Source organism: Devosia sp. SD17-2, assembly GCF_029201565.1.
Lineage (GTDB): Bacteria > Pseudomonadota > Alphaproteobacteria > Rhizobiales > Devosiaceae > Devosia.
In genome coordinates this window covers 1,933,903-1,955,133 of sequence record NZ_CP104002.1, presented here as the reverse complement: position 1 = coordinate 1,955,133, position 21,231 = coordinate 1,933,903, and the positions used below count along the sequence as shown (strand labels likewise).

General features: G+C 59.9%; 17 protein-coding genes. 11 read left to right on the top strand and 6 right to left on the bottom strand.

From position 1 onward, the window contains the following. Nucleotides 1-79: 79 nt before the first annotated feature. From NYQ88_RS09550 to NYQ88_RS09535, 4 genes are all read right to left on the bottom strand, one after another. Entirely contained in the window at nucleotides 80-1,462 is a 1,383-nt protein-coding gene (locus NYQ88_RS09550; RefSeq protein ID WP_275654696.1) for a four-carbon acid sugar kinase family protein, read from the bottom strand. Beyond that, nucleotides 1,459-2,715, bottom strand: a complete 1,257-nt coding sequence (locus tag NYQ88_RS09545) for a ribulose-bisphosphate carboxylase large subunit family protein (RefSeq protein WP_275654695.1) — start codon at nucleotides 2,713-2,715, stop codon at nucleotides 1,459-1,461. The genes NYQ88_RS09550 and NYQ88_RS09545 overlap by 4 nt, the downstream gene beginning before the upstream one ends. Before the next feature lie 67 nt (nucleotides 2,716-2,782). After that, nucleotides 2,783-4,657 carry a hypothetical protein gene (locus tag NYQ88_RS09540; protein ID WP_275654694.1) on the bottom strand — a complete coding sequence of 625 codons (1,875 nt, stop codon included), beginning with the start codon at nucleotides 4,655-4,657 and terminating at the stop codon, nucleotides 2,783-2,785. A gap of 62 nt (nucleotides 4,658-4,719) precedes the next feature. Beyond that, nucleotides 4,720-5,574, bottom strand: coding sequence for a phosphogluconate dehydrogenase C-terminal domain-containing protein (locus tag NYQ88_RS09535; protein WP_275654693.1), 855 nt, complete (start codon nucleotides 5,572-5,574; stop codon nucleotides 4,720-4,722). Nucleotides 5,575-5,832: 258 nt separating this feature from the next. On the opposite strand from NYQ88_RS09535, the gene nanR reads away from it, so the two are divergent. Further along, nucleotides 5,833-6,564 (top strand): transcriptional regulator NanR, encoded by a 732-nt coding sequence (nanR, locus tag NYQ88_RS09530; protein ID WP_275654692.1) that lies wholly within the window; start codon nucleotides 5,833-5,835, stop codon nucleotides 6,562-6,564. Between the two features lie 301 nt (nucleotides 6,565-6,865). On the opposite strand, the gene NYQ88_RS09525 is transcribed toward nanR, so the two are convergent. Further along, nucleotides 6,866-7,480 (bottom strand): XRE family transcriptional regulator, encoded by a 615-nt coding sequence (locus NYQ88_RS09525; RefSeq protein ID WP_275654691.1) that lies wholly within the window; start codon nucleotides 7,478-7,480, stop codon nucleotides 6,866-6,868. A gap of 178 nt (nucleotides 7,481-7,658) precedes the next feature. Here NYQ88_RS09525 and NYQ88_RS09520 point away from each other — a divergent pair, with 178 nt between their 5' ends. The 10 genes from NYQ88_RS09520 to NYQ88_RS09475 are packed head-to-tail and all read left to right on the top strand — an operon-like array spanning nucleotide 7,659 to nucleotide 19,465. Then, a complete protein-coding gene (locus NYQ88_RS09520) occupies nucleotides 7,659-9,236 on the top strand; it encodes a serine hydrolase domain-containing protein (protein WP_345774625.1) in 1,578 nt (525 codons plus the stop codon). 26 nt (nucleotides 9,237-9,262) lie between these two features. Continuing rightward, the gene (locus tag NYQ88_RS09515; RefSeq protein WP_275654690.1) at nucleotides 9,263-10,867 is read left to right on the top strand and encodes an ABC transporter substrate-binding protein; all 1,605 of its coding nucleotides are present in this window, start codon (nucleotides 9,263-9,265) and stop codon (nucleotides 10,865-10,867) included. A gap of 6 nt (nucleotides 10,868-10,873) precedes the next feature. Then, on the top strand, nucleotides 10,874-11,863 hold the full coding sequence (locus NYQ88_RS09510; RefSeq protein ID WP_275654689.1) for an ABC transporter permease: 990 nt from the start codon (nucleotides 10,874-10,876) through the stop codon (nucleotides 11,861-11,863). Then, a complete protein-coding gene (locus NYQ88_RS09505; protein WP_275654688.1) occupies nucleotides 11,817-12,755 on the top strand; it encodes an ABC transporter permease in 939 nt (312 codons plus the stop codon). Before NYQ88_RS09510 ends, NYQ88_RS09505 begins: the two co-directional genes overlap by 47 nt. After that, nucleotides 12,752-13,570, top strand: a complete 819-nt coding sequence (locus NYQ88_RS09500; RefSeq protein ID WP_275654687.1) for an ABC transporter ATP-binding protein — start codon at nucleotides 12,752-12,754, stop codon at nucleotides 13,568-13,570. The genes NYQ88_RS09505 and NYQ88_RS09500 overlap by 4 nt, the downstream gene beginning before the upstream one ends. After that, on the top strand, nucleotides 13,563-14,381 hold the full coding sequence (locus NYQ88_RS09495) for an ATP-binding cassette domain-containing protein (protein WP_275654686.1): 819 nt from the start codon (nucleotides 13,563-13,565) through the stop codon (nucleotides 14,379-14,381). The genes NYQ88_RS09500 and NYQ88_RS09495 overlap by 8 nt, the downstream gene beginning before the upstream one ends. Further along, nucleotides 14,374-15,867, top strand: a complete 1,494-nt coding sequence (locus tag NYQ88_RS09490; protein ID WP_275654685.1) for an amidohydrolase family protein — start codon at nucleotides 14,374-14,376, stop codon at nucleotides 15,865-15,867. The genes NYQ88_RS09495 and NYQ88_RS09490 overlap by 8 nt, the downstream gene beginning before the upstream one ends. Beyond that, on the top strand, nucleotides 15,864-16,769 hold the full coding sequence (locus tag NYQ88_RS09485) for a CobW family GTP-binding protein (protein ID WP_275654684.1): 906 nt from the start codon (nucleotides 15,864-15,866) through the stop codon (nucleotides 16,767-16,769). Before NYQ88_RS09490 ends, NYQ88_RS09485 begins: the two co-directional genes overlap by 4 nt. 14 nt (nucleotides 16,770-16,783) lie before the next feature. Then, entirely contained in the window at nucleotides 16,784-18,229 is a 1,446-nt protein-coding gene (locus NYQ88_RS09480) for a M81 family metallopeptidase (RefSeq protein WP_275654683.1), read from the top strand. Nucleotides 18,230-18,244: 15 nt separating this feature from the next. After that, complete coding sequence (locus NYQ88_RS09475) at nucleotides 18,245-19,465, top strand: FAD-dependent oxidoreductase (RefSeq protein ID WP_275654682.1); 1,221 nt, start codon at nucleotides 18,245-18,247, stop codon at nucleotides 19,463-19,465. Between the two features lie 181 nt (nucleotides 19,466-19,646). Here the strand turns inward: NYQ88_RS09475 and NYQ88_RS09470 are convergent, their stop codons facing one another. Next, the gene (locus NYQ88_RS09470) at nucleotides 19,647-21,221 is read right to left on the bottom strand and encodes an IS66 family transposase (RefSeq protein ID WP_275654681.1); all 1,575 of its coding nucleotides are present in this window, start codon (nucleotides 21,219-21,221) and stop codon (nucleotides 19,647-19,649) included. Between the last annotated feature and the right edge of the window lie 10 nt (nucleotides 21,222-21,231).

The following is a 21,231-nucleotide window of genomic DNA, read 5'->3' as shown; positions in this document are numbered from 1 at the left end:
ACTCCTCCTCCTATGGGGCCGCCTTTGCACAGGGAGCTCACCACAAGTTCATGTCATTATACCAGTTGGCCAGTCATGACTAGCGCTGGCCGTTTCGATAGGCGGCGCCACCACCTGCTCTGATCCAACCAAAATAGTCGGGCGTCCCCATCTGTCCGCCCTTGAGCGCCAGTTGCAGGGGACGGGCTAGGGTTCCGTGGGCCGCGCAGAGCGCGGCTCCTGGAACAGTGGGAGCCAAGGCAGTCAGTGCGTCGACCCCCAGTTGACGTGTCGCGTGTCCGGAAGTGTCTCCCCCCGAAATCACCGCGCGCTGAATACTGGTTTCCTGCAGCAGTCGGGACAGGACTTGACCGAGTGCCTTGCCCACTTCCGCATTGGCCTCCGCCAAATCGAGGCCGGATGCGCTCACTGCCTTGCGGAAGGTTTCAACGGCCGGATCGTCAGGTCCCCGGGCACTATGCACGAGCACACTCTTGCCGGACGACAGGACAGCCTTGGAATCCTCAACTGCGTCATTTACGGCTCTCGCCCGACCAGCGGGATCCGCCACCGCAGCAGCATCGAAAGCAATCAGGCCAAAACCATTGTTGCCTGCCCAGGCAATCTGCTCGGCGGTGGTCGCGGACACTGACCCTGAGACTGCGGCGATCTGGCTGACATCTCCGACACTTTGGGGCGCCGCTCTCACGGGCAAAGCGGAAATCGCGTTCCAATAGGCTATCAGAGCGTACTCGATCCCCTGCGAGCCAATCACCAGCGGCGCCTCTGCCCTATGGTTCCAGATTAGTTGCCCTGCAGCCACGAGGTCGGACTGGTCAATCGTGTCGCAAGTTATGAGACGAGCGCCTTCATTGCGCAGCGCCTTGAGCGCGCCCAAACCCTTGTCGGGCCCTCTAAGCCCAAGCAGGTCGATGCACCCCGCTTTCTCGGAGGTCTGCTTCGAGAGATGGAGTGCGACGTCGCTCTCTCCCATCGGCGTGACGGGGTGGCGGCTCATCACCGGGTGACGATCGAGGCGCACGGTCCCTTGGCTCGAACTAGCAAAGAGATGCCCAAAGGCCTGATAGCGGCCGATCGGAGGTGCCGCCACGAGGACTGGCGACCAAGCACTGTCGAGATGCCGCTGGCCGATTTCTGCAGCGCGTCCGATCGAGCCGATTTCCGGAGAGGAGTCGAGCGTCGAACAGATCTTGTAGTGCACAAGGGGCGCCCCGAGCCTTGCGAGGGCCTCAAATATCGGCGGCAGGTTTTCGTCCATCCATTTGGGCGAGAACGATCGCGCCACGCCGGCGAGACCGATTGCCTGCGCGTTTGGAAATGCAGCCAGCTGCGCCTGGGTAGGCACGTCGAGAAACAACACGGCCTCCACACCGGCGAAGGCGAGAACCTCCAGAACAGCTGCAGAGCCGGTGAAGTCGTCACCGTACCAAGATAGCAGTCGACCATTTTCGCGAATGCTCATCGACTGAGGCTTTCAAGAGCCCGGGCCAAAGCGGGATGATCTTTCGCATAGGTTTTGAGTGGAATGCCCGCCACAGTTGCGGTCCAGCTCTCTCTCAGGCTTTGCACGCCGGCGCTAATGCCGTCAGGATGCGCCACCACGCCACCACCAGCAGCGTAGATCAGGTCGAGAGACCCGAGTGCTGCATAGGTATCGGGGGGCTGGCTGACCGTCTGACCAGAAGAGAACACGGGCATGGCAATACACGGCGACTGCTCTGACATTGGGGTCAGGCAAGCGCGCGCCGAGGCGAGCACGCTCTCGTCGCCTTCCGAGAACTTGTTGCGCAGGCCATTGACGTGCATGTGGTCCGCACCGGCGAGGCGCCATATTTTCTGCCAGGCCACGTAGGACCATCCCAGCATCGGGTGGCGCGAGAGATAGCCCCAGCCATTGCGATGGGCGTGGATGGGAAGTTGAGCGTGGCGGCGCAACTCGATCATCCCAACCAGGCCCACCGAGTTGAGGCTGGCCATGACGCAGGTGCCGCCCTTCTCGAGGACGAGATCATGGTTTCGGCGCATCTCGTCGAGGTCACCGGTGACGTTGAAGGCGAACATCACCTTCTTCCCCGTTCGATCGGCGTGCTCATTGATCACTGCCATTACCGCGTCGACGCGATAGGCGAACGGGCAATACGGGCCGTTTGCCTGCAGCTCATCGTCCTTGATGAAGTCGATACCGCCCTCGCACAGGATTTTCACGAGGCCCGCAGTTTCTTCCGGTCCAAATCCGACGCTGGGCTTGATAATAGTGCCGATAAGCGGGCCGGCATCCACACCGCTGAGGGCGCGCGTCCCACCCACACCGAATTGAGGGCCCGGATAGGACGAAAAGAACGGTGTAGGCAGCTCGAGGTCGAGCAGGCGCAGCCCCGAGAACTGCTGCAATTCGAAAAGATTTCCGGCGACTGTCGCGACAAGGTTGGGCAGTGAGGGGCCCATATTCTCGATCGGCCAGGACAGCGTAACGCGAGCACGCTGATATTGCTCGCCCACGCCCGCCGGCTTTGCCCCGGGAAGCGAAGGCTGGTCGACAGGCTCGAGCATTTCCAGTCCAACGATCTGCGCTCCCGCTCGCTCCGTCAGTTCTGGTGTCTCACCAGGCACGGCGACAAAAGTCCCCGAGGATTGCTCCCCCGCCATGACTTCAGCGGCCTTGCGGACATCTGATGCGGTTTCGATCAGGTAATGGGCAATTATGCGATCACTCACAGGCGATCCTTCCGCAGGAATATTTTGGCTAATATCGGGGCCCGATGACTGTCGGTTCGATGCGAACTCATAGGCGGCCCTGGAACAGGTCATCTGAGCCCCTAGTGGCAAAGGCCACTACGTAGGGTCCCAGCGCGATCTCATCGCTTGATTGGCGCGTCGTCTCAGCTAGCCACTTCGCATCCTGTTGCGACTGATCAAGGACAACAAACCGCACCGAATTTGGAAGGTGGAGGAGCTGTGGCTCTGAGGTTAAATTCGCCAGCACCATGCCTTCAGCCTCCCCAACGCGTGCAGCCACGGCTGCGCACCACTGCGGCGTGTCGACTGTGCGTCGGTCGTGCCCGGCAAGGCGTTGCAGCCCCAGGAAGGCATGATAGGCAGGGTAAACAGCTTGCGCATCCACCAGGCCGAAAGGCCCGGACGGCGAGGCCAACGCCATAAACTCGACATTGCTGCCTTGGGTAGCCGCAACTGCACCCACCATGTATGCGGCGGCGAACAGACCCTGCTGGCGAGGGTCGTCCATAGCCATGGGGCGCCGGACGCGCGCGTCGTTGGCAGCCAGAGATGCCCCATAGGGGTTTGACCGCATGCCGATCGATACGAGCCCGAGCCGACACGGCCTGCCCTCCCCCAGCGTTTCGGCACTGGAAAATATTTGCGGCAGCGCTTCCAGGGTCTGCATGACAGAGAGGTCATCCGCCGCATGAACGATTGCTGTCGTACTGTGGGTTACAAAGTCACCGGCAATGGCAGCGGTCGGGCAGCGATTAAGCTCGGTGAAGTTGGTCAGAACACCCCCACCGATCCGGCTACTCCCAAATACGCTGCGCGCCATGGCTGCGGCATCGACCAGCGACAGGCCGCTTGGCCATGCCTCGTCGGGCTGGTAGCTCTTCAAATAGGCAGTCGGCACCACTGTGAGATGCCTCGGCATCTTTGACACCGCACACATGACGTCGTGAAGCTGCAGAAGCCGAGCCTGAGCCTCGCCTGTGTGGTCCGGCACAACAACTTCCATATCCAGGGGACGCGCCGAAAGGGACGTGAGAAGCAACTGCAGGCCGCTTGCCCACTGATCATCAGCAAGATCAATGCGGAGAAGTACCGGCGTATTGCCAAATGCGTCTAACGCCTGAGCAGTGCCTTGCCATCCGTTTTGCAGCGCGAAGGCAAGTTCCGGGATCGGCCGGCCGGTCAGACCTCCCAGGCTCAGGCTTTGCGGGCGTCCACCATGACGGGTCTGACCTTCTGCCTTCATTGCAACCCGAATGGACTGCTGAATTCTTGTGCCCGCGGCGAGAACATATGGGCGTTCCCACCCCAGCGGCCGGCAATAGGTCTTGTATGAAGCATCGGACCAGTTGCGCTGGTCCTCCATTTCAAACACCTCTCCCTTGAACTCGAGAACCGCGGCGACGCCGTTCACGGATTGAGAGATAGCTGTGATATCGAAGAAGGGCTGGCCGGCGGAAATTCGTGACGGGAAGACACCCTCGGTGATGCGCCCGTTACTGTGCGTCACCCGAATGGGCCATCCGGCACAAATGGCGGGGTGAAGGATAACGAAGCCTGCGCGATTGACCTCGATATCATTAAGGGTCTCGAGATCCAGGGAGAGGTCGACGACGCCCTGGCTCGAACACTCGATGGAGAAATTCCCGACCAACTTCCCCGCCCCCGTCCGAAAACGGCGGCGAAAAGTCAGACTTGAGGCGGATTGCAGCAACTCATCATCGAGAGTTTCTGCGTCATATGTCCCCCAATTGGCATCGCGAACGGGGTAATCCACGCCTCGCAATACCTCCACCCCATCGAAATAAAGCCCCCGGACCGCGCCATCCTCTAGGCGAAGCTCCACAGCGCCGATAGCGACGCATCGCACCTCCGAAGGGGGCTGCGATGTGCCATAGATTTCGAGTAGCTTTTCTTCCTGCACCCGAGTCACTCCCTGCCCGGATTTTCTGCTCTCAGCGCCGCTGACGCCCGCCTCGCTACAGGTCAGCTATCCTTTTTAGGCGGATTGCAAATCTCTTTGACAGAGGCCAGCACAGCTTCCGGCGCGAAGATGGCATCGAGCCAGTTCTCCTTGAAGATCACCGGACGGGCAGCCGAAATAGCGTGCAGAGCCCCATCGGAGAACTTGCCTTCCGGGAATTCTTCGAACGCAATACTAAGTTCGATATTGAGATGGCCCAGCATGAAATCACGCGCCGCCTCCTTCGGAACCCCGCGTCGCACAGCCTCATCGGTCGCCTCGCGCAGGGCAAGAGACAGCGTGGCACCGATTGTTTCAGACAGCGCAGGCTCAAGAATAGCGATAGCTTCTACTGTGCAGCGATGCGCACGCATGACCGGCTTGTAGATGGTCCGAGCAACCTCTTCGCCGAGCGCATAATGCTCTTCCGGTCCCTGCATAAGCGCGCAGACGATATGCTGCTTGGCAGCTACGCCGCCAAAATAGTCCTTCTTAGCCGTGAGGTCCGTCTCATCGTTGAAGAGCGGCGGGTGACAGGGATGAGTGACGAAATAGCTGACATCGTCGCGCTTTGGGAGTTCGCCCGCGTGGGGCGCAGCAGCGTCAAGCATGACGATCAGAGTGCCTGCGTCGACCTCATCGATAAACTGATGAAGTATCTTGCCGATGAGGCGATCAGGCACAGCAAGAACAATCACATTCGCGCCAGCCAGGGCATCAGCGCGCTCGACGCATTCCACGCCCACCTCGTCCTGCAGCCGCTTCTGACCTTCAGCTGACACTTCAACATGGGCAACGTCAAACCGCGAGCCCTGGAGATTCTTCGACAGGCGGACGCCCATCTTACCACCTGCACCCAACAGCGCGATCTTTGTCATTTCCTCACTCCCAATTTGGGTGGATGTGGCTGAGCACCGCATCGCAGTCCATCGACAAACACGTCATGGTGTAGTGATTATACCAGTCCGTTTACGGGTTCAAGCACTTGCACTGTTGCCGGCTGCCGAAACTGGTATATTGGCAATACCAGCTGTTCGGACTCGCTCCGGGATAGGGATTTTTTTCGACCTCCCTTCTCGGGGGCCTTTCAAACGCGACCCGCGCGGATGGCTAAGTCCGAAGGAAAAAAACGACGTATGAACAGCAGCCAGCAGGACCCGATCATCCGGCGCAAACTCTCCCATCAGATCGAAGAGCGACTGCTTGCCCAGATTCAGAACGGCGATGTAGCCCCAGGCGACCTTCTGCCGTCCGAACGAGAACTGATGTCACTCTATCAGGTTGGACGACCGGCGATCCGGGAAGCGATGCAGAACTTGCAGCGGATGGGACTGATTGAAATCAGGCATGGGGAACGACCAAAGGTCGCCGAGCCTTCGCTGGAGCAGGCCATCGCCCAGTTGGGGCAAACAATGCACCATGTTTTGTCGCATTCTGAAAACAGCCTGGATCACCTCAAGCAGGCCAGATTGACTTTCGAGGTAGAGATGGCCCGCCTTGCCGCGCGGGGCTGCGCAAAGGAGCAAATCGATCCCATTCGCACTCTGGTCGCCGAGCAACAGAGTGTCGCGCACTCCGCTGCAGAGTTTCTCACGCTGGACGGCCGTTTTCATGTCGAAATCGCCAAGCTCAGCGGCAATCCAATATTTGCTGCTTTGAGTGAGGCCCTGTTCTCATGGCTAGCAAAGTTCCACGCCCATTTGGTCCGTAGCCCCGGCCACGAAGAGCTGACAATCCTCGAGCACACAGCCATACTGGACGCGATCGAGAGCGGCGACGAAATCAGCGCGGCCAAGCATATGGCGGATCACCTCAGCCGGGCAAACGCGCTCTACAGTGTCGCCAACAATCAGAGAAACGGGAGCTGATAATTATTTCGCAGTACGCTCCGGCAACTCAGAAGCGCACGCTGTAACACAACACCGGCCAGCGTGGGTTTTTCACGTCATAACTGAAAGAGGCGGGATGCAGTCGTATAAAACTCTAGAGGCACGCTAAACAGCCGGGATGAGCGCGCAGCCGAAAATGGCCCGGGCTGCGTAGCGAAAGCTTTCGGGATCTTGCCATGTCGTGTCGAACGTCAGCAATGGGGTCGTTTCCTGCGGTACGGACGAGCGCCCATTCCCGCCGCTCAAGCATTGGTGCGGTGAATATTGGGCGAGAAGGCGATTAGATAACGCTGATTAACACTTGTTCGAAGTTGGGCTCGGGCGCTGAACAAACGCACAAAATTATGGCTTCGCCCTCTCCAACTGAGATGTAGCCGTGACCCATCGTACTGTCGATGTACACACCAGAGCCAGCGGCGATCCGGGCAGGAGCATAATGGTCGGTGTGGATTTCAATAGCACCCTCTATCACATAGACGAATTCCTCGCCCTGATGCCGCATCAGGCCACCGAAATCCTTGATATCACGAGAGTGCAACCGCGCGATAATCGGCACCATGCGCTTGTTGATCAGATCTGTGCAAAGATATTCGTAGTCATAGTTGCGCGTCTGAAGTTCCAACGTGTTGGCTGGACCGACAAGCGAGCGCCGAGTGCGCTCCCTGCCGGTTGTATCCTCAACTGTCAGCATTTCTGTCACTGGAATGCCTAGGCCTTCGCAGATCTGGACAATCTTGTCATAGGTCAGCGACATCAGGTCGTTTTCGACCTTTGACAGCGTCGACAGGGCCACGCCCGTCCGATCGCTGACCTGTTGCAATGTCCACCCATGACGCTGCCTCACGGCTCGCAGGCACTCACTCAGTTTCGGCGGTTGAATCACCAGAATTTCCATAAAACTGACATTGGCAAAGGGAGGGGCATCAAGGAATTTAGCGCATAGGAAAATCGCTTGACACATCCACCCACACACTTAACAAATTAAGGGCAGAGGGAAAAGCCGCTTAATCGCAGCAGTGATGTAGCTGCATTCCCGACAGCATGAACGCGCGTTCGGCTGGCCGAACAGCGTAATGGGCAAGGGGGACAATCGACTAATGACTAGAGCTAGGCCCGACTTCGGCCAGAAGGCCGCAGGACTTTTCACTCATCTTGACGCAGCTGCAGGCCCAGGGGCGGTCGTCGCTGTGCTCGAACACGGCAAAGAAATTTTCTCCGGCACCTACGGCCTGGCCAACATCAACAACGCAGTGCCTATGGCGCGCGACACGATCTTGCGCATTGGTTCGCAAACCAAGCAGTTCACAGTTCTGCTGACGCTGATGCTAGAGGCCGAAGGCAAGCTTTCGCTCTCCGATCGGGTCCAGAAGTATCTCCCTTATGTACCTACCCTCGAGCACGAAGTGACCCTGCTCCATCTGGCGCAGAACACAAGTGGTTACCGCGACCACCTGGAAGGAATGATCTTTTCCGGCCTGTCCATCTACGCCCCGTCAACGCGCCAGACTGGACGCGATGTGATCGCGCGGCAGGACGCCCTCAATTTTGCGCCCGGCAGCGCCATGACCTACTGCAATGCCGGCTTCTTCATGCTGTCCGAGATCATCGAACAGATCGAAGGCAAATCATTCAACGATGTGTTGACAGAGCGGATCACCGGCCCCCTTGGCATGAAGGACACGTCGCTGATGCGCTGCGACGGGGCCGTCATTGATCGCCTGGCTGCACACTACACCCGTCGTGCGGACGGCTGGTACAATCTTGGATGGGGCCTTGATCTTGGTGGCGAAGGCGGCATGGTCTCCACGCTGGCCGACATGATCATATGGCAGCAAAATCTCTGGTCGCCCAAGGTTGGCACCCCGGAGATGTATGATCGCATGTCCACGCCGTGCACCTACACCAACGGTGTTCAGGGCTACTATGGTCTCGGCCTGGTAACGGATACATATCGTGGACGACGCGCAGTCGGCCACGGCGGTACAGTCGCTGGCGGCAAATCTGAATCGACCCGCTTCATCGACGACGGCTTGGGCGTGGTTATCATTGCGAACAACGACCAAATGGCCACCTTCTCGGTTGGCCGCCGTCTCGCCGACATTTATTTTGGTGACAAGCCCCCTGCCCCCATAGCGTTTAATCCCGGTCGTTACCGCCATCAGGACGGCTCCGATATCTTCGAGATCGTCACGGCCGATGGTGTGCCAGCGTTTCATTCGGGCAGCGTATCCCCCTTTGACTTCGCTCATCCGACCGGCGCCAAGCCAGAGCGCGCGATCACGGATCTCGTGCTCAAGCCGGGTGCTGGAGACACGATCGATGGCTTGTTCTGCGGTACTGCACGCAGCTATGTGCCGCTCGCCAAGGATGCCTCTGCGTCCAAGCCTCTGGCCGGTCGCTATGTCAATGAAACGCAGAGCCTCAAGGTCGAAATTACTGGCGACAGCCAGACGGCGAAATTCCACCTTCGCTCTGGGATCGGCGCTTTGACGACTTCGCTGGTGGCAGCCGACGCCGATCTTTGGATCATGCTTCCCGAAGGAAGTGAGCTGTCGCCTGGTCAGGCTTGGATCGGCACGCTCCTCGTGACCGAGGACGGCTTCACCCAGAATACCGACCGCATGAAAAACCTCTCTTTCACTGCCCTCTAAGGCCCATTCAAAACGAGATTCGCCTCATGTCTTTGAACAAGCTTTCTCCTCAGGAATTCGACGCCCTGTCGCGAGACTATCTCAAGCGCTTTTCGCTGTCGCGCCGCGGTTTTCTAACCGGCGCTGCAGCTTTGGGCGCGGCCGCTGGCCTGGGCCTTCCCGGCATGGCAATGGCCCAGGATGCCAATGGAACGCTCCGCGTGGGCCGTTCCGAAGAACCCGACACGCTGGACCCGCATCGCACCACGCTTTCGGTGTCGTCGACCACGATGGACCTCATCTATGAACCCCTCGCGCGTCGCGACTATGAGGGCAATGTGTTTGCCGGCCTGGCCGAAAGCTGGGAGTTCAGCAATGAGAACCGGACGCTGACTTTCAAGCTCAAGCCAGGGGTAACCTTCCACGATGGCACGCCCTGCGATGCCGAAGCCGTGGCTTGGACGGTCGCCCGTCATCTCAATCCCGACAATGCCTCGCCCAGTGCCTTCTTCCTTGGGCCACTGGAGCGCGCCGAGGCCATCGATGCAGTCACCGTCGCCTACCACTTCACCGAGCCTTTCGTGCCGGTGTGGGTTGGCTTGACCCTCGGCTATTCGGCGCCAATCTCGCCGACCGCTGCCGAAGCCTCTGGCGATCAGTTTGGTCGCCAGCCGGTTGGTGCGGGTCCGTTCCGACTTGCGTCTTGGTCCACCGATCGTGGCATCCGTCTGGAACGCAATGCGGACTATGGTGCGGTCAATACGCCTGCGCGTCTGGAAGCCGTCGAGTTCTTCCACTACCCGGAAGACGCAACTCGTCTTGCCGCCTTCGAGACGGGCGAAATCGACGCTATCTATACCGGCGGCTCAGTGCCACTGGATGCAGTCCGCCGTCTGCGCCAGAATCCGGACGCGATTGTGCTTGAGCGCCCTGCGCAGATGATGCGCGCCCTGGTCTTCAACCAGCGTCGCGCGCCGTTTGACAACGCCAATGTTCGTAAGGCTTTCGCCCATGCCATCGACGTTGAGCGCATGATTGCCTTCGCTCTCGACGGGAATGCAGCGGTCGCGACGTCACCGATAGCGAGCGCCATCAGCGGATACTCGCCAGCAACTGCAGATCTCGCCTACGGCTACGATCCGGACGCAGCAAAGAAGCTTCTGGCCGAAGCCGGGCATGCTGAAGGTCTGCGGGTGACGCTCGTCACCAATGACACTCCAGTGATCCGCCGCACGGCGGAAATCATCCAGGCCCAGCTGGCCGAGGTGGGCGTCGAAGTGGCAATCGAGACGCTCCCGATCGCCCAGTGGTCAGCTATCACCTCACAGGGTGGACAGGACATGGTGATTTCGACCTATTCCTACACCGATGCCGACATTGTCTATCCTGTTCTCCATTCGACCGGAGCGCTCAACCGTGCATTCCACGATAATGCGGAACTCGACGCACTGATCGCCGAGCAGCGCGTGACCGTTGATGCGGCGGAACGTCAGGTCATTCTCGACGAGATCCAGGCGCTGGTGATCAGCGAGGCATATTGGAAGCCTTTGTTTGAGCCGCTGAACTTCGCGGTTGTCTCAACCAAGGTGGAAGATGCGCAGCTGAACACCGCCGGCGAGCTCCGTCCGGACCTCATGGCAATTAAGTCGTAATCCAGCATGTTGCGACTGATCGCCTCCAGGCTCCTTTATGCCGTCCTGATCCTGCTGGGGGTCATCCTTGTGGTGTCCTCCTTGGTAAAACTCGTGCCGGGTGATCCCGTTGACGTGCTCGCTGCCGGAAATCCCGGCATGAGCGTCGCCAACATGGATGCACTGCGAGAAACCATGGGTCTGACCAGATCAGTGCCCGAGCAGTTCATCGCGTATCTCGGAGGCGCCATTCAAGGCGATCTCGGGACCTCCATTCGTCAGGGGGCCCCGGTCACAACGTTGATCATGGAGCGCCTGCCGGCCACGGCCGAGCTGGCGTTCTGGGCCCTGCTGCTTGCACTCGTTGTCGCCGTGCCCCTTGGCGTCATCACAGCACTGAAGCGCAACAGCTGGGTCGACTATCTTGGCACCTTCATTGCCGTTCTAGGCGTCTCGACGCCCGGCTTCCTGTTGGCCGTGCTCATGATCCTGTGGTTCTCGATCGAACTCCGCTGGATTCCTGCCTCAGGCTATCGCGGTTCTGCCTTCATGGCCCTTGGGCAGGCTATCGTGGAACGAGATTTTTCTATTTTCTGGAGTTCCTTCCGCTATTTCATCCTCCCCGCGATTTCGTTGGCATTCGTACTGATCGCGGTCAACGCGCGCCTCATCCGCTCGGCAATGCTGGAAGTCCTGGAGCAGGACTACATCAATTTTGCCGCCGCAAAGGGTGTCCCTCGCTTCATCATTGTCGTGCGTCACGCCTTGCGAAATGCACTGTTGCCGGTGGTGACCATGGCGGGCCTCCAAATGGGCTCGCTGCTCTCGGGCACGGTGGTCATCGAAACCGTTTTTGCCTGGCCCGGCATTGGCCGACTGGCGGTGGATGCCATCCATGTCCGGGACTATCCGGTTATCCAGGCCGTCGTGATTGTCTCCGCGCTCCTGTTCATTACCCTCAACCTGCTCGTTGACGGCCTCTACCGCATTATCGATCCAAGGGTCCGCGATGAGTAACGCTGTTTCTACCCCCGATACCGCGCGCCGCAGGGAGAGCAAGTTCCTGCACGCCCTGTTGCGAAGCCCGAAGGGGCTCAGCGGCCTTGTCATGATCTGCGTGATTGTGTTCGCGGCGATCTTTGCCGACTTGCTAATTCCGCATGATCACTCCGTGCAGGTCATCGACTGGCGTTTCGCCCCGACAGTCTGGCAGGACAGGGGCACACCCACCAATCTTCTGGGTGGCGACAATCTAGGCCGAGACATTCTGAGCCGCACGATTAAGGGTGCACAGGTCTCAGTGCAGGTTTCCCTGATCGTGGTGAGCATAGCGCTCATCGTCGGAACCCTCCTTGGCGCCTTGGCCGGATTTTTCGGTGGCGTCGTCGACACGATCATCATGCGTGTCGTCGATTTTCAACTGGCCTTCCCGTTCCTGTTGCTGGCGTTGATTTTCATGGCCGTGCTCGGACCTGGCTTTGCAACTCTGGTCATGGCGCTTTCATTCGCCCTATGGATCAATTTTGCCCGCGTGGTTCGAAGCGAAACCATGCGAATCCGCAAGCTTGATTTCGTGGATGCCGCCACCACGATGGGCGTTTCGAAATTCCGGATCATCCTGACTCACGTGCTGCCGAACGTGTTGCCAGCTGTGCTCGTTGTCGCAACGCTGGATATCGCTCTGGTCATCATTTCGGAGGCTTCGCTATCCTTCTTGGGCCTGGGCGTGCAACCGCCGACAGCCTCCTGGGGCGTCATGATTTCTGAAGGGCGTGACTTTCTCTACGACCAGCCATGGATTGTCATCGCTCCCGGGCTTGCCGTCCTGATGTCAGCCGTCGGTATCAATCTCTTTGGCGATTTCCTGCGCGACTATTTCGATCCTCGCCTCGAAAGGACCCGTGCATGACCGAGCCGGTTCTCTCCGTATCAGACCTGACACTAGACTACCCCAGCCGGGGCGGAGCTGTTCGCGCTGTCAAGGGAGTCAGCTTTGAGATAGCGCCTGGCTCTGTCTTGGGGATTGTCGGCGAAAGCGGGTCGGGTAAATCCTCCATCGGCATGGCGCTGATGGGCCTCACCGGCTCTTCGCATGCTATTTTGGGTGGGACGCTCCGTTTCCAGGGGAAGGACCTTCTGGCGCTGAGCCGTTCTGAGTGGCGTCAAATGCGCGGCGATCAGATCAGCATGGTTTTCCAGGATGCCATGGCGACCCTGAACCCTGTCCTGCGGGTCGGCGACCAGATCGCCGAAGTGTTCCGCTATCACCGTCCCAAGATGTCGCGACGCGACATCCGCTCGGCCACCTTGTCCCTTTTGGAACGTGTCGGCATCCGTGATGCAGAACGCCGCATCGACAATTTCCCGCATCAATTGTCGGGGGGAATGCGCCAGCGCGTGGTGATCGCCGCAGCAATCGCGCTGCAACCTGCGCTGCTCATCGCTGACGAACCCACCACCGCGCTCGACGTGACCGTCCAGGCGCAGATTCTCAAGCTGATGCAGGATCTGATCCGTGAGCAGGGTACTTCCATGATCCTGATCAGCCACGACCTCGACGTCGTGGGTGACGTCTGCGAGAGCATCATCGTCATGAAGGACGGCGTTGTTGTGGAGGCCGGAAGCACGGGCGACGTGCTCGGAAATCCCCAACACCCCTACACCCAGGAACTACTGGCTGCGCGTCCGCAATTCGGCGCAGCCCGAGAGGTTACCCATGGCTGACGAAATCCTTATCGAGGCCAAGAACCTCGTGCGTCACTTCCGGTTGCCGACCGGCATGTTCGAAAAGCCGCGCGTCATGGTGGCGGTCAATGATGTGAGCTTTTCTATCCGTCGTGGCGAGGCGTTCGGTCTCGTCGGGGAAAGCGGATCCGGAAAGTCGACGATCGGACGCATTATCGCCCGTCTCGTCGCGCCGAATTCCGGGACGGTCTCGTTCGAGGGCGAAGATTGGTTAGCCCTGCGCGGCAATGACCTGCGCAGGCGTCGGCGCGACATCCAGATGGTGTTTCAGAGCCCCTATGCCTCGCTTGACCCGCGTTGGCGCGTGCGTGATCTCATCGCCGAGCCGCTGCGCTCCTACACTGACCTTACCGGCTCGGCATTGACCCGGCGTGCGGCAGAACTGCTCGAGCAGGTCGGACTCGATCCCGATTGGCTTGAACGCTATCCGCACCAGTTCTCCGGTGGGCAACGCCAGCGGATCGCCATCGCGCGAGCCCTTGCTTCCAAACCCAAGCTCCTCATCGCCGACGAGCCGGTGTCCGCACTCGACGTTTCGAGCCAGGCACAGATCCTCAAGTTGCTGCGCAAGATCTGTGCTGAAGAGGGGCTGGCAATGTTGTTCATTTCTCATGACCTCTCGGTCATCGATCATCTGTGCGAACGCGTCGGTGTCCTCAAGCTCGGCACGCTCGAAGAGATCGGCGAGACCGCGCAGATTTTCCGGTCACCCAAGGCCGAATACACCCGCAGCCTGATCGATGCCGTTCCCGGCAAACGGCGGCGCCAGATGGAGCAGGCCAATGTATGACATCATCATCCGCAACGGGCGCGTCATCGATCCAGAAACCGGACGCGACGAGGTTTGCGATGTGGCGATTACAGGCGACACCATCGCCGCTATTGGACCTATCTCCGAGGGGGCAAAACAGGAGATCGATGCCGGCGGCCTGATCGTCGCTCCGGGTTTTATCGATCTGCATGCTCACGGCCAGAGCCTTCCCGCCGACCGCATGCAGGCCTTTGACGGAGTCACAACGGCTCTGGAGCTCGAGGTGGGCGCCCTGCCAGTGGGGGAATGGTATGATGCACAGTCAAAGGGACCGCGCCTGCTGAACTACGGCACGGCCGCGGCTTGGATCTTCGCCCGCAAGGCGGTGATGATCGGTCTGCCACTCGATGGCGGGGAACCTGCCATTACCACGATGGGGCGTGGCGCCGAGGACCCCCGCTGGTCGCGCGATGCCGCCACCGAAGCGCAGTCAGCCGATATCGTGGCTCTGACCCGCAAGGGGATTGAAGAAGGCGGCCTCGGCATTGGCATTCCCTACGCCTATGCTCCAGGAGCTGGCGCCAAGGAGATGAGCCTGATCTGCGATCTGGCCGCTGAAACGGATACGCCGACCTATACGCACATTGCCCAGATGTCGAACATCGATCCAAAAAGTTCGATTGAGGCTTACGTCATGCTTGTCGGGCTCGCCGGTACGACCGGCGCCCACATGCACATCTGCCATCTGAATTCGACCAGTCTCCAGGATATTGAGCGGGCGGCCTCGTTGATTGCCAAGGCGCAGGCGCAGGGTCTTCGGGTAACCACCGAAGCCTACCCCTACGGAACCGGCTCGACCGTTGTGAGCGCGGGTTTCTTCATCGATCCCGCGTTCGCAGCAAGAACCGGCACGCGCTACGATGCCATTGAACTGGTCGCAAGCCACCACCGTCTCGCTGATAAGGAAGAGTTGGACGCCGCCAGGCAGAAAGACCCTTCGGCACTCGTGCTCTGGCACTATCTGGATACCGAGAACAATAGCCATCACCAGAAACTTCTGGACGTCTCCGTAACTTTTCCCGGCGGCGCCATTGCTTCGGATGCGATGCCATGGAGCCAGCCGGACGGAACGCTCTACCTGGGTGATCAATGGCCTCTAGGCGAGGACAAGACCGCTCACCCGCGTTCCTCAGGCACATTCACGCGGTTTATTCGACAGTGGTCGCGCGAGCGCGAAATCGTTCCCCTGCCGGAGGCCATCGGCAAGTGCACTCTCATCCCTGCCCAGATTGTTGAAAGCTGCGCCCCGGCATTCAAGCGCAAGGGCCGCCTGCAGCCGGGATGCGATGCCGACATCGTTGTCTTCGATTTCGGACGGCTCACGGATCGCGCAACCTTTGATCAGATGCACCTTCCCGCAGAGGGAATGCATACCGTGCTGGTCAATGGCGTGCCGGTTATCTCCGACGGAGAACTGGTGAAAGCGGCTGCCCCCGGACGGGCAATTCGCCGAGGCGATGCATGAGCGTCCCCGTCACGGTCGTGACCGGCTTCCTCGGGGCTGGCAAGACCACTTTCATCAATAGGCTGCTCGATCAGGCGAATGGCCGTCGCATTGCGGCGATCGTGAACGACTTCGGCGCAATCAATATCGACGCCGGGCTGATCGCGACGCGCACCGAAGATGTGATTGGGCTTGAGAACGGGTGCATCTGCTGCTCGCTACAGGGCGACCTTCTGCGCACCATCAAGAACCTGCTGTCCCGTCCCGAAACGTTTGACCAGATCCTGATCGAGGCCAGCGGCGTTGCTGACCCCGCGGGCATCGTTCAAGCACTGATGGACCCCGTATTGTGGAAGGCCGTTAGTCTCAACGGTGTGATAGCCGTTGTCGACGTCGCAGACTGCTCCGACACCCCAGCGCGCCTGCAAGATCAATTGTGGCGGGCCCAGGTGGCGAACGCGGACTATCTCGCTTTCAGCAAGGCTGACGGGATTGACTTAAAGGCACTGACGGCGACGCTGAAAACGTTCGGAAAGTCGCTGATCGTTGATCTGTCACGCGACGCCTTTCCGGCTGAGGTCCTCATCGGTGGGGGCCCCGAGCGGGAATACGACACAGGGCGCGGCCTGGTTACCAGCGATCGATTTGTTACTGTTGAAGGCCAATGGCCTTCGACTGTCCCGATGGCAAAGTTTCAGGGCGCTATACAGCGATTGTCACCCCAGTTGGTCCGCGCCAAGGGGATCATCAATTTCACCGAGCAGCCGGGCAAGAGTTTTGTGTTCCAGCTTGTCGGCAAACGCGCAACGCTTGAGCCGCTGGATAAACACGACGCCATCAGCCGACTCGTACTGATCGGAGAGCGCTCTCACCTCGACGCCGAATTGGCGCAGCGGGAACTCGCTACCCTTTTTATGTCCTGACACCCGGAGCTCCTATGCGAGTTTTCAGCGCCGTCCTGGCGACCGAGACGAACACATTTTCTCCCATCCCCACCGGCCTCTACTCCTTCGTTGAAGACGGCGACTATTATCCGGCTGGTCAGCATCCGGACCACATGACGCTTTATGGCGGTCAGCTTTGGGCTGCCCGAGAGCGCGGTAAACGAGAAGGCTGGACACTTTTCGAGGGATTGACTGCCTCGGCACAACCGGGCGGCCGCACCACAAAGGCCGCCTATGAAACGCTTCGAGATCAAATTCTCCACGATCTCAAAGCAGTACTGCCGGTGGATATGGTCCTTCTTGCACTGCATGGTGCCATGGTTGCCGAAGGCTACGATGATTGCGAAGGCGATATATTGACCCACGTCCGCCAGATTGTCGGACCAGATGTCGTTGTGGGCGCCGAGATTGATCCACACTGCCACCTGACCGACACCATGGTCGAGCAGGCCAGCCTGATCCTGACCTATAAGGAGTACCCGCATACCGACATCTATGAGTCGGGCGTCGTACTGGTCGATCTTTGCGCGCGAATTCGGCGCGGCGAAATCAACCCTGTAGCGGCGCTGACCGACACAAACATGGTCAGCCTAATTCGCACGACCACCGAACCAGGGCTCTCTCTTATCCAGCGCATACGCGCCCTGGAGAAGCAGGATGGGATCGTTTCGATCTCGATTGCACAGGGCTTTCCTTGGGCTGACGTGCCGGACATGGGTACGCGTATCCTGGTATATGCGGACACCGACAGCACTCGAGCAAAGGCGTTGTCGCAGGAGCTTGCAGACGACGTGTATACCATGAGAGACGAGCTCTCTCCGCCTATGCTCAGCGTGGACGCAGCGCTGGACCAAGCACTCGCATCGGCTGTTCGCCCGGTCGTCATTGCCGACACATCGGACAATGCCGGGGGCGGTGCTTCCAGCGATTCCACCTATTTCCTCGAGCGAATGATCGCCCGCGATGTCAAAAACGCGGCTATCGGCCCACTGTGGGATCCCATTGCAGTCAAAATGGCCTTCCTTGCAGGGGCTGGCGCTAAACTGCCGATGCGGGTCGGTGGCAAGATTGGCCCGCTATCCGGCAAGCCCGTCGACGCAGACTGGGAGGTGACGGCGCTCAAGCGGAACCACCAGATGACGGGGCTGGGCGGCGTGCCTTCCAACATGGGCGATTGCGCGCTGGTCACAACTGGAGGCATCTCAGTCCTCCTGGCCAGCGAACGCACGCAGGCCATAGATCCTGACCTTTTCACAGGTATGGGGTGTGACCTGGCAGCAACTGCGATTGTCGTCGTCAAGTCGACACAGCATTTCCGTGCCGGGTACGAACGCGTGGCGGCCGACATAATTTATGCAGGCCCACCGGGCTCCTCAAGCCCTGACCTGTCCAGCCTACCCTATACCAAGATCAAGCGGCCCAAGTGGCCCATCGCGTAGCAGCCCAATCTAGATATGACCGAAATAATCGTTCTCGGCGCAGGCATGGTCGGCGTCTCTACAGCGCTGGCTTTGCAGGCGCACGGCCATCAGGTGACACTTGTTGACAGGCGCCGGCCAGGCGAGGAAACCAGCTATGGTAATGCCGGCATGATCCAGGCGGAAGCGGCAGAACCCTATGCCCTTCCCCTGGACATTCCAACGCTGTTCCAGATCGCGACCGGGCGGACCAACGACGTGGCCTGGAGCCTGAGAGGCGCCCGATACTGGGTCGGTCCAGCTCTTCGCTACGCCTATCACTCCCTGCCGTGGAACTATCGCGACAAGACTGTCGGTCCATGGTCGACAATGATCGCATCAGCAACCACGGATCATGCGGCGCTGATCGAGGCCGCCGGGGCGCAAGACCTGGTCTCTCAGCAAGGTTTCCGGAAAGCATATCGAACGCCACGGGTATTCAGCGCCGCAGTCGCATCGGCCGAGCAATTCCAAAATCGGTATGGAATTGCCTCGACCATCATGGACAATGCCGAACTGCGCCGAGCCGAGCCCGGACTGCAGCGTGACATGGCAGGAGCTGTCCACTGGACCACAGCCTGGGCCTGCACGGATCCCGGCGGCTTGGTGAAGCGCTATGCCAGTCTATTTGAACGCAAGGGCGGTCGTTTCGTCATCGGCGATGCGATGAGCCTTCTTCGTGTCGACAAGGGCTGGCGGGTTGATACATCGGAAGGCCCATGTGCCGCCGAGAGTGTAGTGATTTGTCTGGGCCCATGGTCGCCGGCTTTGACTGCACGTTTCGGTCACAAGGTTCCGATGGTCTATAAGCGCGGCTATCACCGTCATTTTGCTGCGAATAACGGGCCGACCATACCCTTGATGGATGTGGAAACCGGCACGTTTCTGTCGCCCATGCGTCAGGGTCTTCGCGTTCTGACGGGCGCCGAGCTCAATGCGCTCGACGCTGACCCAACTCTGCGACAGATGGACCGCTCCACCATTGCTGCAAACGAGCTCTTCACGCTCGGCAAGCCAATCGAAGAGCATCCATGGATGGGTACCCGCCCCTGCCTGCCTCAAATGCTCCCGCTGACGGGATGTTCCGATCTACATCAGGGACTATGGTTCAATTTCGGTCATGGTCATCAGGGATTTACCCTGGGTCCTACATCCGGCCGCCTTCTGGCAGAGATGATGGCCGGGCGCTCGAGCGGCGGCCCATCCGCGGGCAACTGAGGACCTGACATCCAAAAGTGACGGCGTACGTCGCCAACGATGCATATTGAAACTCGTGTTCGTCGCCGAGCATCTTCAGTGGTTTCGATGGCACCCTGTGCCACTAGCTACGCATCCACCGCAGCGCCCTCGCTCATTGCTCCCGAAGCCAAGTATCAATGTAAGCGCGTAGACGAGGCCGTTACTGGCTGAAGTTCCAGGGCATGAGTTCGGCGATCTGGGTGTTTGGCCAACCGCCGGCGATGCGCTCGAGGGTCAGCGTCAGCCAGGCATGGGGGTCGACGCCGTTCATTTTCGCCGTGGTGAGCAGCGTGGCGATCGTGGCCCAGGCTCTGCCGCCACCATCGGATCCGGCGAAGAGCGCATTCTTGCGGGTGATGGTCTGGGGTCTGATTGCGCGTTCGACGATGTTGGAGTCGATCTCGATATGACCATCGGCAAGGAAGCCCTCGAAGGACGTCCGGCGGCTCAGGGTGTAGCGGATGATCTCAGCCAGTTTGGATTTTCCTGACAGGCGCGGCAGTTCCCGATCCAGCATTGCGAACAGCTCGGTGACAATGGGCCTGGAGCGTTCCGCACGGATGCGGGCGCGCAGTTCGGCTCCATGGCCGCGGATATCCTCTTCGATGACCCAGAGCGGCGCCATGGCCTTGACCACGGCACTGGCAAAGGGCGAGCTGTCGCTGGCGTGCAGGTCGAAGAACTTGCGCCGCGCGTGAGCCCAACACCCGGCCAGGGTCATGGCATCATTGGCGCCACGGTCCTTGCCCAACCGATTGTACGCCGCATAGCCGTTGACCTGCAGGATCCCGCGATAACCATCCAGATGCCGGGCGACGCAATCGCCGGACCGAGAGTCCTCGAACCGATAGGCCACCATTGGTGGTCCTGATCCACCGAACGGTCGATCATCCCGGGCATAGGCCCAGAGCCAGGCGGTTTTCACCTTTCCTGACCCCGGCGCCAGGGTCGGTAACCGGGTCTCGTCGGCAAAGACCCTTTCGCCCTGTTTGACGGTGTGCAGGACGTATTGGGCCAGCGGCTCGAGCCCAAAGCCAAGCCGGCCCATCCACTGAGCCATCAGCGAGCGATCCAGCTCCACACCATCCCGGGCGTAGATCTCTTCCTGCCGGTAGAGCGGCAAGCCATCGGCATATTTGCTGACCGCCACCTGGGCCAGCCGCGCCTCGGTGGGGATGCCGCCGGCAATCAGGTGATCGGGCGCCGGCGCCTGCACGATACGATCCTCACCATCGGCCAGGCGATAGGCGTACTTTGGTCGGCGGGTGACGATGACGCGGAACGTGGCCGGCGTCACATCGAGGCGCTCGGAGACGTCCTCGCCAATGCTAACAGCTTCCAGACCAACGCAATCGGCCGGCACCTCTGGCTCGATAATCTGCTCGATGCGTTCCAGGTGCGGGGCAAAGCCCTTTCGAGGCCGCGGCGGACGCGGAGCGGCGCCACTCCTGTCACGTGCCTCCAGCCCAGCCTTGACCTCCTCTATGCCGGTTTCGATCTCGTCGAACACGAAGGCCATCTGCTCGTCATCGAGCGGATCGTGCCGCAACCGCTCCGAGCGCGTGCCATATTGGGCACGCTGCAGCATGGCGACGATGGAGGTCAGACGGGCGATGCGCTCGTCAGCAGTGGCGTTGATAATCTTGAGTTCGGCGATCTCGGCATGGGCAGCAGCGATCATCGCCTTGAGGGCGTCAACGTCATCGGGAAGCTGCTGCGGATCGGCCGGAACCATGCCCGCATCA